Below are 16,312 nucleotides of genomic sequence, written 5' to 3' on the forward strand. Positions count from 1 at the left end.
AAAATAGGCTGCCTTATATTAAGACAAGCCTATATACTATTTATGAGTGATATATGAGTTTATTATAAAGAATTAATTATCTACCAAATATAAACTTATTTGTCCGCCTATATCAACAGCACCGAAATCATTTTTGGAAAATCTAGAATCATTAACAATACCAGGTCCGAAATCATATCCTGCATAAATACCTATGCCTAAAGCAGTTTCATCACTAAAATAGAATAAATAATCTAATGTAAGTTTAACATAAGGAATAACAGGCATTTTATATTTATTTTTTATATCGCTTAAATTATAATAATAATTAACTTTCTCAAATTGACTGTATGTTGTATTATAATTTTGAGTTGATTCTCCTCCAGCCAAAAGAATTTTTACCCCAGCACCAACTCCAATAAAAAAACTTTTTATATTAAATTTAGGAAGTATACCTATAGTCAATGTATCAAAATAGTATGTTGTTTTTACATTTTGAAACTGACCTGTTGCTCCTGCTGATTTACTTTCATTATATGCATAAACATCTCTATGATATGCTATATCCAATGATAAAGAAAACCCCATGTAATTATCAAATCCATTATATATTCCGGGAGTTATTCCAACACCCCATTCAAAAGCAGCTCCAGTAGTAAGTTTGCCGTCATTATTATTAACACCTAGTTTGTAGTCCTGATAGCTTTGAGAAATAGATGCTCCTAACGGTACATACAAACCTATACCGGCATTAAAATCGGCAAAAGCTGTTTGAATTTGAATTATAAAAATACTAATAATTGCAAGAAATATCTTTTTCATAAATACGCCCCTTTCTTGATTGATTATACTTATATTATAATATATTGTAAATAAAATGTCAAGAAAAAGTAAATATTTTTTACTAAAAAAGTATGTTTTTTAAGATAAAGTAAAGTAAGGTAAATATTATTTATCTATTTACATCCTTAGGTATACCTGGGAGTATATAATCAAATAAAGCATAATTGGCATTATAAAGTGTATCTCTATCGCTGCTATTTATAGTATTAACATTCACCCTGTTAGTCTTTATAAATCTATAAGCATCTATAATACCATTGTCAAATCTTTCATATAAATACTTCATTATTGTATAATAGTCTCCTGCACTGTTAGTAGTATAAGTAAACATAAGTTTTGTATCACTTCTTGCAGCTAAATACATAAATATATCAGCATTTCTTGCAGGTGATAGGAAAATATCTTCTTTATCAAAAGGTTTATTTCTATTAGTATCTATGCCTATGTAATGTGTTAATGGTATATTTCCATTAGGATTAGTAAATTTCTCAACTGCTGAAGTTTCTAAAGAAGTATAGAAATTAGTTTCAGTATTTAATTTAATTTTAGGCTTTCCTACATTAAGCACATAGCTGGGAGAATACTCTAACTCTCTTATCTTAACAACATCATTACTTCTGAAAGAATTTAGATATGCAAAAGGCACAGTAAACAGATTAGCATAAGAACCTGTTATATATATTCGCTGAGCCCTCTGTGCATCTTTAATAATATCTGATGACAGCATTCCGCTTTCAATAGATCTCAAAGCAGTTCTTCTGTCTCTAGCTTTAGTAGCATTAGTGAAACTTTCCAAATATCCGCTAAGTTTTTTCATATCAATAAGGCTTGATTTTTTTACTTCGCTGTCTCCTACTACATAACTATAAGCTGTATATTTATCATTCTCATACGCATAAAATATAAACATAGTATTAGTGCTTTCATTAGAAAATATATCATAAGCATTTGCTATGTTTTTATCGAAATCGCTTTCTGGAACACGTATTTTATTTAATAGTCCGTATATATAAGCAGAATTAGTTTTGTATAGTGAATAAAATCTATCAGCAAATGAAGATACTGTTTCTGTTTCAAATACATACTGATTGCCGTATATATAATTCATAGTGGTAAATATATCACTTTCATTTGTTACAGAAGTATCAAGTATTGTATTAGCAACTGTTAATACTTCATTTGTGTTTTGCATTCTATTAAGAAAATTAGTTACAGTATCAATAGGAGTTTTAGCATATATCAAATCATAAAGTACAGCAACTTCCAAAATCTTTTCTTTATTATCTCCATTAACTCTATTTGCTATATAATTTAAATACTTTACAGATTCTTCAGGATTATCTTTAGCCTTTAAGAATCTTGATAATGTTCTTGGAGTAAAGTATTCATCTACTAAATCATAATTATTATTTGTATAAAGATACACAAAATGCAATGCTCTATTTGCACCTTTTACAGCTCCGTCTTCTCCCATTCTTCTATATACTGGAAGCATTGACTTAATAAATTTATAGGCATTAGAATCACTTATATTGCTGTATGAAGAGGCAAAGAATTTATATCCTTCTTCTGAAAATAAATAAGCAGTATTAGTATCTTTTGCAGCATATCTGTCTTCAACAATAACAGCATAATTAAACATTTTCTCATCATCACTTTGAGAATATGCTATAACATTAGACATCATAGAAACACTAGGATTTTCAGTATCAGCATATGAAGCATAAAGTCTTGTTTTAAAATTATAAGCAGCATTTGATAATGAAGTCATACTATAATCAGGTTTTCCATATATAGTAAATAAATTATTATCATAACCTTTCATAGCATCTTCTAAAGAATTAGTTGATAATTTTCTAAAGTAATTAGTATAGAACATTACCCTAGAATCTCTTCCGCTATTGCCTACTACTAATGCTATATTATTAATATTTCTCAATACTCTTCTGTTTTTATCAAAAGTTTCTTTATCACTGTAAACTATATAAAGATTTTTACTCATCACATTTGATATATCAGATGCACCAGCACCTGTTATATCTACAATCAAAGGAACATACGAATTAGCAGCAATATCTTTTAATTCTATAAATCTAAAGTTTCCTCTTCTTCGTCTGTTTGTAGAAGAGGTATTATTTGTAGAAAGTGCATTTGTAGTATAATTTGTTTCTGATAAATTAGTTTCAGCAGTATTATAAGCTACATTCATAGCAAGAGTATTTCTTCTATACTCATAATTATTTGTTTCTTGAGCATTAATATTATAGCTATAGGCACTATTAGTAGAGTTGGTATTACTCATCATACTCATACTGCTGTTTATTTCTTTTTCAGCACTTCTAGTAGTTCTGTAGAATGAGATTAATTTAGTATCTATATAAGCAGTTTTTGCAGGAAGCATATATTCTGTAGAATCATACAATTCCCTTACAAATATATTTTTATTACTTATAATAATCGGTCTAAAACCTATATGAGTAACATAGTTTTTAGTTTTAGGCATAGCATTACTTTGCAGATAGAATGAAGTTTTTCCATTTTCTCTTACAAATCTATATCCAAAGAAAGTATCCCATATTAAAGTTTCATCTTTACGCATAGATTTGTCTATATCTGCAGGCTTAACATCACATATAACAATAGGCTCTATTGGGGTATTAGAAAATCTTTTTATAGCTTCTTTTTCATAATTAGCAATTTCTTTAAGTGCTGCAGCTTCTCTTTTACTATCATAAGGAGTTGCAACAGCGTCTAAATATCTTTGATAAGCATAAAGAGCATTCTCATAAAGCTTATAATATTCTCTAAGATAATAATTATTTTCACCTAATGTATATAGTCTTCTATCCAAAAACTTCCTTCGCATATCAATAGCATCAAACATAGCAAGTATATTAAGACTGGCATCTGGATATTTATCTTGAAGAAATTCTATAACTTTACGTTTTGCCTGTATTAATATAAAGTTATTATCTTCAACAAATGTTATCATAAATACACTTTCGCTTATTCTCTGAAGTATCCTAAATACATACTGCACAGGATAATCAAGACTATCTGGATATCTGTTTCTATATTTAGTACTAAAATCAATTAAAGTAGTAAGTATAGCAATCTCCTCAACAGCAAAAGCTGAAACCTGAGCCTTTGAAAATGCTGACATATATTCCCTTGCAGCCTCTTCAATATATCCTGCAAGTTCATAAGCCTTAGCCAAATTATATCTTACAATTATTTCAGTTTTTAAATCCACTGGGAAATTAGAATTAGAAGAAAGAATATATTTATATCTGTCAATAGCATCTTTAAGCATTGTAAGTCTTTGAACATTTATATCATAATCCGTCATATCTGTAGGGTCATCATTATTTGTTCTTTTATATTCTATGCTGTTATCTGCTGTAAGCTTGAATGCCATTATATATTGGAATGCTGCTATATGAGAATATAATAATAATCTGTCTTTGGTGCTAACTGCATTATTAGTAGATAATACTTTAAGAGTTTTTGTAGTATTAAATAATTCTATAAAAAATTCTTTTTTTATAGAAGTTAAATCATTTTCTGACAAATATCTTAAATATAAAGATGATAAACTTAAATAGTTTTTAGCATCATTTTCAGCATTCTGATACTGAAGACTAGGATTATTTTCAAGAGTTTTAGGGTCTAATGTCTTTTGATATTCCTTTATAGAACTTTTAAATGACATTATAGAGTTTGACTGATCGCCTTGTTTATAGTAAAGATATCCTTCATTATTAAAGTAAGTAGCAAGCATAAGAGGCTGTATAGATTTTTTAGGCTTATCCTGCATAATATAATTTCGGTAAGAAGACAAAGCCTCTCTAGCCTCAGAATATCTTCCCATTTTTTCATAAAGTTCCTGATATATAGAGTAAAGCATCTGCTGTTTATCAACATTTAAAGGCTCTCCCGGTATATATCCTCCGAAAGATGCAAGACCTAAATTTACTATATTAATATTAGCTCCATATAAAGTTATGCTTACATAGTTAGGAGTATAAACTGAGGAGTCCAAACTATCAATCTGTGCTTTTACACTATCACAATATGCTAAAGCATTATTATAATCTTCTAATTTTAGATAACATGCAGCAAGCAAAAGCTGATTAAGTTCATTTTTATTAACATCATTTTCTGTAAGTTTATCTCTTTCAAGCAATGATTCTATAGCTTTTTCATAATCTTCCTGTTCAATAGCAGCTACTGAAGTATACCCTACTATTTTATATATACTTTCTTTATCACCGAGTTTTTCAAATAATTTGCGTGCTGTATCATATTCTCTGTATGCACCTTTTATATCATTATTCATCCAAAGAGAATAACCATAGAAAAAATGATACCAAGCCCTGCTCTTATCAGTTCCTACTTGATTAAGCAGACTTTCAGCCTCTTTATATTCATTAACAGCATCAGAATATCTTCCATTTATTAAATATGAATTGGCAAGCATTATAGAAACAATATTAGGCTTAGTTTTTACCTTACTTTTAGCCATTATTAAGGCATCTATGATTTCAGAATCTAAATCAGCAGTTTGAAATGCAAGTAAATTATATCCCATATATACATCATTAGTAACTGTATTATCTTTATAAGCAGGTACCAACTCTATTACGCTTTTATAGGTTTTAGTATCCTGAAGAACCTGCATTTTTAAAGCCTGAGCAAATGTTAACATCTCAGCTTTTTTTATATAATAATCTTCTTCATCTGGATATAAAAATATAGCAAAGTCAATATATGAAACTGCCTTATCAACTATTGCCTCAAAAGATTTATTTAAATACAAATAAAATCCGTCTTCACGCTTTTTATCACTTATAACATATCGTTCTTTGCTGTACTGTTTTGACAAAGCCATACCATAATATCTGTTAGCTAAATAATAATATGCATTAGCAAGTTCGGCATGTGCCTCATGGTCAGAATATCTTGTACTTAAAATAGTTCTCTCTCTTTCATAAATAGTCCTTTCAAGAGAATCTATAGTGCTGTAGGCTCTAAGCCCGCTTTCTATTACTCTGGCTGATGCGGTTGTATCATTAGGCGAGTATTTGAGTACCTCATTATAATTATCATAAGCAGCTGCATATCTGCCCTGATTATAAGCATCATCTGCCAATGATTTATAATAGCTTGCTAATTTATTTTTACAATCTTCTGCCTCATAAGTAGATTTAAAATTTTCGCCTCCAGAAGTTAAAGCATTTTTTAATAAGGCATAAGCTCCGTCATCATTTTGAGCTAAAAGCACCTTAGCATTTCCATAATATCCTAAAGCAAGCATTATATCATTTTTAGACTCCGTATAAGGTATAAATAAATTAGCAGCCTCTTCATAATTTCTTGAAAGTATCAGTCCGTCTAAATATATAAGCCTAGCAGCAGCTGACAAAGGAGCATAAGGGTGGGCATTGTTTATTATAATGTTATAAGATATTTTTGTGTCTCTTATAAAATCCTTGGCTATTTCCAATCTGTCTGAAAATAACAAATCTTTTCTCTTATAAGGCACATTATACATATCTTCATCTTCAGGATACTTATAACCATTATCTTCAACAGAATGAGCATATAACTTTGCTGCTAATATATATAAATCTTTGCTTATATTCAAATTTATTAAGTTATCTAGTATAAGTAATGTATCTTTATCAGAATTATTATTTTTATATTTTTCATTGGCAGATATATATCCAGCCCAGCCAAGTAAATTAGTAATATCCAAATTTTTAAAATTTTTATTTGTTGCAAAAAAATCATTAGTATAAAAATCTAAATTAAATATATTTTCATTAGTATAGAAATTTGTATATATCCTTGAAGTTAAAAATCCTACAAATGTGTTAGAATATTCCTGTGTAAGAGTATTTTTAGCTTTATTATACTCATTTATATTATTATTTGTATATGATGATATCATTATATTAAAATATGCTTTAGCAACATTTCCTTCATCATCTTGAAAAGGAAAATATTCAGAAAATCTATCTATAACATCAACTTTTCTATCATAAGGAAGTTCAACAAAGCTCTCATACATAGTCTGAGAATTATCATCTTTTATAAAATACTCTTTTGTAGACCCCATCGTTACTATGCTAGTTCCGTCTTCACTAACAACATAAGCACCTACCAAAGCAGAAGGATAAGCAACATTAAAAGTTGTTAATTGAGTATCTTCAGATAATACATATGCCTGGTGTGTTGCAAGAGAATATGACATCAAACGTCTTTTATCATAGTATGTCAAATTTCCGTCTCTGTCAGAATCTTTTTCTATTTCAAAAAATATTATAGTATCATCATTATAAAAAGTGGGATTAAATTTAAATGTTTTTGTAGAAGTAAGAATTGTTAAATTAGTTTGATCATTAGTGCTTGAAGTCAAATCCAATATTGCTAATTGAGAGTAGGGTTCTCCTATTTTTGAAGTTATAAATGCTATTTTGGTATCATCAAAAGAAAAAGCAGGAGAACTTGCCTCTATATCTGATAACTTTCTTACATCTTTACCATTATTTCTCATAGTAAAGAGTTTTTTAATACCAGCATCTCTGTCAGATACAAAAGCTATCATATTTCCTCTATGAGATATCACAGGATCAACATCATAGCCTTTATAATCTGTAAGTCTTATAATACTTTGTTCTAAATTTTCTAAATTATTTTTTGAAGTTCTTATACCTACAAGGTTAACTAGTTTATAAGCATATATATCACCGAAAGCATCGTCTCTGGTAGAAGAAAATACTACATATTTTGATTTATCATCAACAGAAACAGAAGTATCTATACCCGGACTTCTAGTTAATCTGAATGTTTCTAATGTATATGAATCTATTGCAAAAATATCTGTATTTCCTGCATTTTCTCTTGCATAATATACCCAAGTACCATCTCTGTCTATTACAGCATCTAAAGCTGGATTTACTTCACCTGAAGTAAGAGAATATCTTTTGTATTCTCTTAAAAACGGTCTGCTGCTGAATACAGAATCGTCATTCTTCTGACTAGATGCACAGGCAAATAGTATAAAAGAAAATAATATTAGTAATTTTAATTTTATATAATACTTTAACTTCATAAAATGTTTCTGCTCTATATATTATAATAGTAGTATAAAACTAATTATACAACTTATACAAGCATTATACAAAAAATACAAATAAAATCAATGTAAAAAAAATTAGAACGAAGCTACTGCATCATCTACAGTATCATAAACTTCAAACAAATCTTCTAATTCAACTGTTTTTAATATTTTTTTAATAATATCCGGTACGCAAGCTAATACTAATCTTCCATTTTTATCTTTAATTTTTCTCATTATGGAAATAAATACTCTGATACCGCTTGAACTTAAATATTCAATTCCAGATAGTTCTAATATAAGAAAATGGCTTCCAGACTCAACTAACTGCTCTAACTCTGCTTCTATAGAAACAGATAAATTAACATCTAGTTTTCCAGCTAAACTAACAACTTTAACTTTACCTTTATCATCTATATTTAAACTCATTGATTTCTCCTTTTGTAAATTTATTTTAGTATAACAAATAAAAAAATTTTATTCAATATAACTTATAATAACAAGAGATACATCAATATTGTAATATAGATTTTTAAAATTAACAAAAATTATTTATTTATATTTATAAAAATAAACAATAAGCAAACTCATATCCATATTAGTTTTATACTATTAAAAAATCAATATATTTTATGATAAACTGCCTATCATAGCCTTTTTTTCCCAATTAATATCAGAGGCAGTAGGATAAGGAAATGCTGACCATTTTATATTTTTTTTAGCTACCCATACTTCTTTAGTCTGAAAAACTCCGTTAATTTTCATCCAGTTATTAAGTTTAGTATAATATGAGGCTTTATAAGCATAGGTATAATATAATTTATTATTTTCAACAATATATCCTTCCATAAAAGTAACTTTTACAGAAGGATATCCTGAAAAAACTAACATAAATTTATTTAAATAATCAGTATTACTGTAAACGGCCATATTATCACATTTTGCCTTTACAAAATTTAACTTTTTTTTGCCGCCTATAATTAATTCAGCATCTTCTTTAAATAAATAGCTTTTATCAGCATCTTTAACTGTCTTATTCTGCACCAATCTAACCCAAGCATTATCATAAGATATTACGCTTTTATGATTAATGAAAAATAAAACTATAAGAACTAATAATATAACTAATATAATAAAAACATACTGCATTATATTATTTAATACAATTCTCCAGCATATTCTCCCTCTGCCCAATTCACATCTTCAGGCTGAGGTACTGGATATGAACCCCAATCAGCATCAGAATTCGCTACCCATCTTTCATTAGTGTAAACCGAATTAGATTTTTTCCATGAATCCAATTTTCCCTGATAGCTTCTTATATATTTTGAGTATCTCATTATTTTGCCGCCCTCTATAGAATAACCTTCTACAAGATTAACTCCCAAAGCTGGAGCATTATCATAAAACATAGATATAGGAACCTGATGAGTATAGTATGCATGAGTATCAGATCTTGCCCCCATAAACTTATACATTTTTATCAAAAACATAGGCGATTTTCCAGATACCAATTCTAAATCACCTCCCGGTCTTCCTTCATATAAAGCACCTCTCATATCTATTGTTTTTCTAAATATAAAATTAGCCCAGTTCTTTGAATAATCACTATCTTTAGTTATATTTTGTGCATTTAATAAATTAAAACAAAGTACAAACAATGATATTAAGATAATTATTTTCTTCATAATATAAATATCTCCTATTATTTATATAATAAATAAATCAAATTAATTATATAAAAGTAAAAAATTTATTTTATTTTTAATATTATCGACAACCGTATATTTTTTCATAATATATTTTGAATAATTATTTCATATAAAAAATAAATCGCAAGTACGAATAGACTTAATTTTAAATGTTCTTAATTACTAGATAAAAAATTATAAGATTAATAATTTAGATAATTAGGTTTTATTCTGAAAACACTCTCTGCATAATTATGTCGGATATATATACAGCCAAATCTTCTACCGATATAAAGCAGTCATTTAAAATCCAATCCGTAAGAACAGATATGAATGCTCCCGAATAAAAACTGCCCATTATTCTTACAACATTTTCCTTATCCGGTCTTATCGTTTTGAAATCCTTTATACCCTCGATTACATAAGAGGCTAAATATTCTCTCAATATTTTAGTAATACTTCCGTCTTTATTATTTTGAAATATTATTTTTAAATATTTCCTATTTAGATAAAAATATTGAAGTATTTTTTCCATTATATCAACATGTTCATCTTTTAATTTATTTTCTATTTTGTATCTATTTAGGTCTTCTAAAAACTTGGCTTCATATTCATCTAATTTTGATTTTAATAGTTCATATTTATCATTATAATAAGTATAAAAAGTACTTCTGTGCATATTAGCTTTCGCACAAATATCAATTACTCTAATATCTTCAAAAGGTTTTTCCTCTAATAAAAGACCTAGTGAATCTTCGAGTATTTTTTTTGTCTTTTTTACTCTAGCATTATTTTTATTTGAACTATTTTTCATACATTAGCTTCCTAATCTAAATAAAAAAAATAATATTACTTAATGAATTTGCCAATATTATTGATAATAATTATTATATTATAATATTGCAAAATGTAAACTGTTAATATAACAATAATAAATAATAATCATAAAAAAATTTACTATAAAAACAATTATAATGAACACTATAATATTTATGTCTATTAATTAATACAAATTAATACTATATTTCATACATAAAATAAATTATTATATAATATTTTTTATTATATAGATAAATTTATATTAAAATTTACTATACTATAATATATATATATTTTTAGGATAAAACATATGAAACAATTAATATACTTCTTTGCAAGCAACAGAATGCTTGTAAACATTATCATATTTGTCTCTATTATGATAGGTTTATATTCATACTATAACATCGATAAAGAATCATTTCCTTCTACAGATTTGGAATTAATGATTTTGCAAGTTGTATACCCTGGTGCCTCTCCATTAGATGTTGAACAAAATGCCGTTATACAAATAGAAGACCAATTAAGAAGTATATCTGGAATAGATGAGTTTACATCCATAATAACAGAAAATGCAGCTATAATATTTGTACAGCTTGATATGGAAATAGATACAAGCAAAGCTAAAGATGATATTTTCAGAAAAATGCAAAGTGTACCGGATATGGCAGAAGAAGTTGAAACTATAGAAATAACCGATATAAACCCAAAACTTACACCAATATATAATATAGGTGTGCATTTTAAAAAAGGATTTGAAGGCGATGAAAAAGTCTTATATGATTTTAGTAAAGAATTAGAGAGACAATTAAAATATGTTGATGGGGTTGCTGATATAACCGTGCAGGGAAGAACAGACCCTGAAGTAAAAATACTTGCTGACCCAAAAAAGCTGCAGGAATATTATATTTCTTTAACTGATATAGTAAACTCTCTTTCTGCAAGAAACATAAGAGCTACAAGCGGGGATTTTAAAAAACCTCTTTATGAAGATTTAGCAGAAAATGAAGAAGAAAAAACAATAGTAACAATGGGACAATTTGAAAACCCTATAGAAGCTACTAATGTTGTAGTGCGTTCTACATTTAATGGTCAAAGGGTAAGAATACAAGATTTGGCGAAAGTAAATAGAGATTTTGTTGAAAAGTCCATATATGTAAGAATAAACAGCGTAGCAGGATATTCTCTAAACATACAAAAAAAAGAAAATGCTGATATAGTAAAAACTACAGAAAATATTAATAATTTCTTAAAAAATAATCAAAACATCATACCAGAAAATGTAGAAGTTACTACTATGGGTGAAACTTCAAGAATGGTATTAGCTCTAACAAATGTGGCAGCAAGCAATTTAATATTTGGATTTATTATAATATTAATAGTGCTTTTAATATTTTTGGATTTTAAGAGTGCATTATTTACAAGCATAGGTATGATAGTTGTTATATTCATCACTTTCTCATATATTAATTTTTCTGATTTAACTTTTAATATAATATCGCTTGCTGGTATAATTACTGTTATAGGTATGGTTGTTGATAATAGTATAGTAGTATGCGAAAACATATACGATTTTCAAAAAGCTGGAAAAACCGGACTTGAAGGAACAGTTGAAGCTGTGAGAGATGTAGTAAGCCCTATAATGGTTGCTACTATGACTACTGTTGTGGCTTTTATGCCTATGCTTCTTACTAAAGATGTTGTAGGAAAACTTATAGCACCTTTTCCTAAAGTGGTGGTTGTAGCTTTGATTGCTAGTTTATTTCAGGCTATATTTTTACTTCCTAATAATCTGCAGGATAAAACTAATAAAAACTTGAAATTCCTAAAAAAAATAAAAAATCCTCTGGACTTTGATAAAGAAAAATTATTTAATGCTATGAAAAATCCTTTTAATAAGGCATTAAAAACTTTATTAAAATTCAGATATTTAGTAGTTTTATTTTTTATAGTGCTTTTAATATTTTCATTTTTCTTAGCTAAAGAAAGTCTTAAAAAATTTATACTTATATATGATACAAGTTCAGACAGTATAATGATAAATATTGACTCTGGTATAGGAAACTCTATTAATAATACTATGAAATACGTTGAACAAATAGAGAATATTATATACAAGTCAGTTGATGATAAAAACTTAATAGCAGTTAATAGTGTTGTAGGAAAACAGGTTAATCAAAATATAGTTGATATTTCAGAAGAATCAGCAAACCTAGCAGGTATAACAGTTTATCTTATACCATCTACAGAAAGAAAAAAGACAGCTTATGATATAATGGACGATATAAACAGAGAACTAGAAAAAACAAGTTTAAGAGAAGAATTAGATGCTTTAATGGTATCAGTAAAACTTCCTATGGACCCCGGAAAAGCTGTAGATATAAAAATAGTTGGAAATGACCTAGAGCAAACTAGAAAAGTAAGAGATGAAGTAAAATCATATTTACTTAGCTTAAACGGAGTAATTAACTATTATGATGACGATAAAGCAGGTAAAAATGAACTTAGAGTATTATTTGATTATGATGAAATAGCACAGCTTGGTATGAATGTAGCTAATGTAGCAAATGAACTTAGAACTGCATACAGCGGAACAGTAGCAACATCAATACAGGAACTTGATTATAAATTAGACTTCAGGGTACAGTTAGACAGAAATTATATATTTGATACTAATGTACTTAATAATCTAGTCATACCAAATACATATAACAGACTTTTATATTTAAAAAATGTGGCAAATATAGTTGAAACTAATGGCGTATCTTCTATTAGGCACTATAATGGTCAGAGATGTATTACAATCAATGCAGACTTAGTGCAGGGACAAAATACTTCTATACAAGTAATGTTTGCTGTACAAAATAAGTTTAAAGATATTTCTCAAAGATACCCAGGTATAATAATAGGTTTTGGAGGAGAAGCTGACCAAACTGTAGGAGCTTTGGACGGACTTACTGTTACACTTTTAATAGCAATAGTTTTAATATATTTAATATTATTACTTCAGTTTAAAAAATTTGTTCAGCCTTTAATGATAATGTTTTTAATACCTTTTACATTAACAGGAGTATTCATAGCATTTTATCTCCATGGCATGCCTATGTCGTTTATAGGCTTTATAGGAATTGTAGGATTATGCGGAGTGCTTGTTAATGACGGTATCATAATGATAGATTTGATAAATAAAATCATAGAATCTGGAAAAACTGATGCAGAAGCATTAAGCAACCCAAAAAAATTCGCATTCAGCTCAATAGCAGAAGGTGCTACTCAAAGACTTCTTCCTATATTTTTAACCACAGTAACAACAGTAGGCGGTCTTCTTCCAACAGTTTACGGCATAGGAGGACGTGCTGATTTGATAGTACCTATAGTTATGAGTTTGGCTTACGGGCTTATATTCTCTACTCTCATAACATTGATATTTTTGCCTTGTGTGTTTATGATAGCTTTTGATTTAAGACTTATAAAATTAAAATGATTATACAAATACAAATAAAAAATACAATTTTATTCTTTATTTTATTTGCATTAATTATGGACTTGTTTTAAAAGTACTAGAGAAGATTAACCGTAAAATTATAAAATATAATGTTTTATATATTGTCAAGTTATTATAAAAATATGCAGTCTTTATATTTTATATGAATGCCAATTAATAAACAAAATTAGTTTTTAAACAAGTATTATGTGCTGAATTTAATATTTTTAATTAATATATAAATTAGTTAAAATAAAAACCCCAGTATATAATACTGAGGTTTTATTTTTATATATAAAAATTATTATTTTACATAAAAATGTATTAATTATTATTAATACATACCGCCCATTCCTCCGCCAGGCATTGGAGGCATAGCTTTTTCAGGTTCTGGTATATCTGTAATAATAACTTCAGCAGTTAATACTTGGCTAGCAATAGAAGCAGCATTTTGTAAAGCACTTCTTGATACTTTAGCAGGATCTATAATACCAGCTTTCAACATATCAACCCATTCATTAGTAAGAGCATTGAAGCCCATATTTCCTTTTTGCTCTTTAGCCTGAATAGCAACAACTGATCCGTCTAAGCCGGCATTTGTAGCTATCATTCTTATAGGCTCCTCTATAGCTCTTTTTACTATATTGATACCAACTTGCTCATCAGCATTGTCAGCTTTTAAAGAATCAAGTTTTCCTTGAGCATGTAAATAAGTAATACCGCCGCCAGGAATAACACCTTCTTCAACAGCAGCACGAGTTGCAGATAAAGCATCTTCTACTCTAGCTTTTTTCTCTTTCATTTCTACTTCAGTAGCAGCACCAATGTTTATAACAGCAACACCGCCTGAAAGTTTAGCAAGTCTTTCCTGTAATTTTTCTCTGTCATAATCACTGTCAGTTTCTTCTATTTGTTTTTTAATTACAGTAACTCTGTTTTTAACATCTTCTTTGCTTCCAGCACCTTCAACTATAGTAGTATTTTCTTTATCTACAGTAATTTTTTTAGCTTTACCAAGCTGCTCAATAGAAGCATTTTCAAGTTTCATACCTAAATCTTCGCTTATAACTTGTCCGCCTGTTAATATAGCGATATCCTCAAGCATAGCTTTTCTTCTGTCGCCGAAACCAGGAGCTTTAACAGCACATACATTTAATACTCCTCTCATTTTGTTAAGTACTAAAGTAGCCAAAGCTTCATTTTCAATATCTTCAGCAATAATAATGAAAGGTCTTCCAGTTTGAGCAATTTTTTCAAGAATAGGAAGAAGTTCTTTCATGTTAGAGATTTTTTTATCATAGATAAGAAGTAAAGCATCTTCTAATTCAGCAGTCATACTGTCTCCGTTAGTTACGAAATATGGAGAAATATAACCTCTGTCAAACTGCATACCTTCTACTAAAGAAAGGCTAGTTTCCAAAGATTTAGCTTCTTCTACAGTGATAACACCTTCTTTACCAACTTTTTCCATAGCATCGCTGATTAAACTACCTATTTCTTTATCATTATTAGCAGAAATAGTAGCAACTTGAGCGATTTCTTCTTTACCTTTAATTTGTTTAGCCTCAGATTTTATATAACCAACTATTTCATTAACAGCTTTTTCTATACCTCTTTTAATAAGCATAGGATTAGCACCGCTAGTTACATTTTTTAAACCTTCTTTAACCATAGCCTGAGCTAAAACAGTAGCAGTAGTAGTACCATCGCCTGCCACATCATTAGTTTTAGTAGCAACTTCTTTAACAATTTGAGCACCCATATTTTCAAATGGATCTTCTAATTCTATTTCTTTAGCGATAGTTACACCATCATTTATTATAGTAGGAGGACCAAATTTTTTGTCTATTACAACATTACGTCCGCGTGGTCCTAAAGTTACCTTTACGGCATTAGCTAAAGCATCTACCCCACGCATAAGGGCACGTCTAGCTTCTTCATCAAATAATAGCTGTTTTGCTGCCATATATTTTCTCCTTATAAGTATTATTAAATTAAATTATTAGCATTATTAAACTTTTAAAATTATTTAGTTTTAAAATTGTAAAAATTATACATTAAAAAATAAATATTTTCAAGTATGCAGATGTATTAATTAGGCGAAAAAAAAGCACTGATATGCTTAATATCAATGCTTTAGTAAAAATAACAGATAAATTACAGCAAACCTAATCTGCGTTCTTTTTTGATTTTTCTTTTCATTCTCTTAAGAGCTTTTTCTCTTTGAAGTTTTTTCTCAAGAGAAGGTTTTTTATAGAACTGTTTCTCTTTAAGGTCTTGTAAAATACCTTCATTTTCACAAGCTCTGCGGAATCTTTTAATAACGCTCTCTACTGGTTCGCCTTCATTAGCGAATACTCTTACCAATTAACT

At 28.3% G+C, this 16,312-nt stretch carries 9 protein-coding genes; 1 reads left to right on the forward strand and 8 read right to left on the reverse strand.

Features of this window, described 5'->3' with window-relative positions:
• Positions 1 to 72: 72 nt before the first annotated feature.
• The 6 genes from BMUR_RS01005 to BMUR_RS01030 form a co-directional block, all read right to left on the reverse strand.
• Positions 73 to 801 carry a hypothetical protein gene (locus BMUR_RS01005; protein WP_013112733.1) on the reverse strand — a complete coding sequence of 243 codons (729 nt, stop codon included), beginning with the start codon at positions 799 to 801 and terminating at the stop codon, positions 73 to 75.
• 130 nt (positions 802 to 931) lie between these two features.
• On the reverse strand, positions 932 to 7,939 hold the full coding sequence (locus BMUR_RS01010; RefSeq protein ID WP_013112734.1) for a TolB-like translocation protein: 7,008 nt from the start codon (positions 7,937 to 7,939) through the stop codon (positions 932 to 934).
• Positions 7,940 to 8,041: 102 nt separating this feature from the next.
• Positions 8,042 to 8,374 (reverse strand): STAS domain-containing protein, encoded by a 333-nt coding sequence (locus BMUR_RS01015; RefSeq protein WP_013112735.1) that lies wholly within the window; start codon positions 8,372 to 8,374, stop codon positions 8,042 to 8,044.
• A 201-nt stretch (positions 8,375 to 8,575) separates the two neighbouring features.
• Positions 8,576 to 9,139 carry a hypothetical protein gene (locus tag BMUR_RS01020; protein WP_244833479.1) on the reverse strand — a complete coding sequence of 188 codons (564 nt, stop codon included), beginning with the start codon at positions 9,137 to 9,139 and terminating at the stop codon, positions 8,576 to 8,578.
• Positions 9,103 to 9,633 (reverse strand): hypothetical protein, encoded by a 531-nt coding sequence (locus BMUR_RS01025; RefSeq protein WP_013112737.1) that lies wholly within the window; start codon positions 9,631 to 9,633, stop codon positions 9,103 to 9,105. Before BMUR_RS01025 ends, BMUR_RS01020 begins: the two co-directional genes overlap by 37 nt.
• Before the next feature lie 229 nt (positions 9,634 to 9,862).
• Positions 9,863 to 10,450, reverse strand: a complete 588-nt coding sequence (locus BMUR_RS01030; protein ID WP_013112738.1) for a TetR/AcrR family transcriptional regulator C-terminal domain-containing protein — start codon at positions 10,448 to 10,450, stop codon at positions 9,863 to 9,865.
• Between the two features lie 315 nt (positions 10,451 to 10,765).
• Between BMUR_RS01030 and BMUR_RS01035 the strand changes: the two genes are divergently transcribed.
• Positions 10,766 to 13,939 (forward strand): efflux RND transporter permease subunit, encoded by a 3,174-nt coding sequence (locus BMUR_RS01035; protein WP_013112739.1) that lies wholly within the window; start codon positions 10,766 to 10,768, stop codon positions 13,937 to 13,939.
• A 334-nt stretch (positions 13,940 to 14,273) separates the two neighbouring features.
• Here the strand turns inward: BMUR_RS01035 and groL are convergent, their stop codons facing one another.
• Together groL and rpsU are read right to left on the reverse strand one after the other, a co-directional pair.
• Positions 14,274 to 15,905: a chaperonin GroEL gene (groL, locus tag BMUR_RS01040; protein ID WP_013112740.1), complete on the reverse strand. Its 1,632-nt coding sequence runs from the start codon at positions 15,903 to 15,905 to the stop codon at positions 14,274 to 14,276.
• A gap of 191 nt (positions 15,906 to 16,096) precedes the next feature.
• Positions 16,097 to 16,306: a 30S ribosomal protein S21 gene (rpsU, locus tag BMUR_RS01045; protein ID WP_008724792.1), complete on the reverse strand. Its 210-nt coding sequence runs from the start codon at positions 16,304 to 16,306 to the stop codon at positions 16,097 to 16,099.
• Positions 16,307 to 16,312 lie beyond the last annotated feature (6 nt).

It is taken from the genome of Brachyspira murdochii DSM 12563 (genome assembly GCF_000092845.1).
Lineage (GTDB): Bacteria > Spirochaetota > Brachyspiria > Brachyspirales > Brachyspiraceae > Brachyspira > Brachyspira murdochii.

Excerpts from the sequence above, each read along its gene's own strand:
- BMUR_RS01005 (WP_013112733.1), bottom strand. The coding sequence starts at position 801 with ATGAAAAAGATATTTCTTGCAATTATTAGTATTTTTATAATTCAAATT.
- BMUR_RS01010 (WP_013112734.1), bottom strand. The coding sequence starts at position 7,939 with ATGAAGTTAAAGTATTATATAAAATTAAAATTACTAATATTATTTTCT.
- BMUR_RS01015 (WP_013112735.1), bottom strand. The coding sequence starts at position 8,374 with ATGAGTTTAAATATAGATGATAAAGGTAAAGTTAAAGTTGTTAGTTTA.
- BMUR_RS01025 (WP_013112737.1), bottom strand. The coding sequence starts at position 9,633 with ATGAAGAAAATAATTATCTTAATATCATTGTTTGTACTTTGTTTTAAT.
- BMUR_RS01030 (WP_013112738.1), bottom strand. The coding sequence starts at position 10,450 with ATGAAAAATAGTTCAAATAAAAATAATGCTAGAGTAAAAAAGACAAAA.
- BMUR_RS01035 (WP_013112739.1), top strand. The coding sequence starts at position 10,766 with ATGAAACAATTAATATACTTCTTTGCAAGCAACAGAATGCTTGTAAAC.
- groL (WP_013112740.1), bottom strand. The coding sequence starts at position 15,905 with ATGGCAGCAAAACAGCTATTATTTGATGAAGAAGCTAGACGTGCCCTT.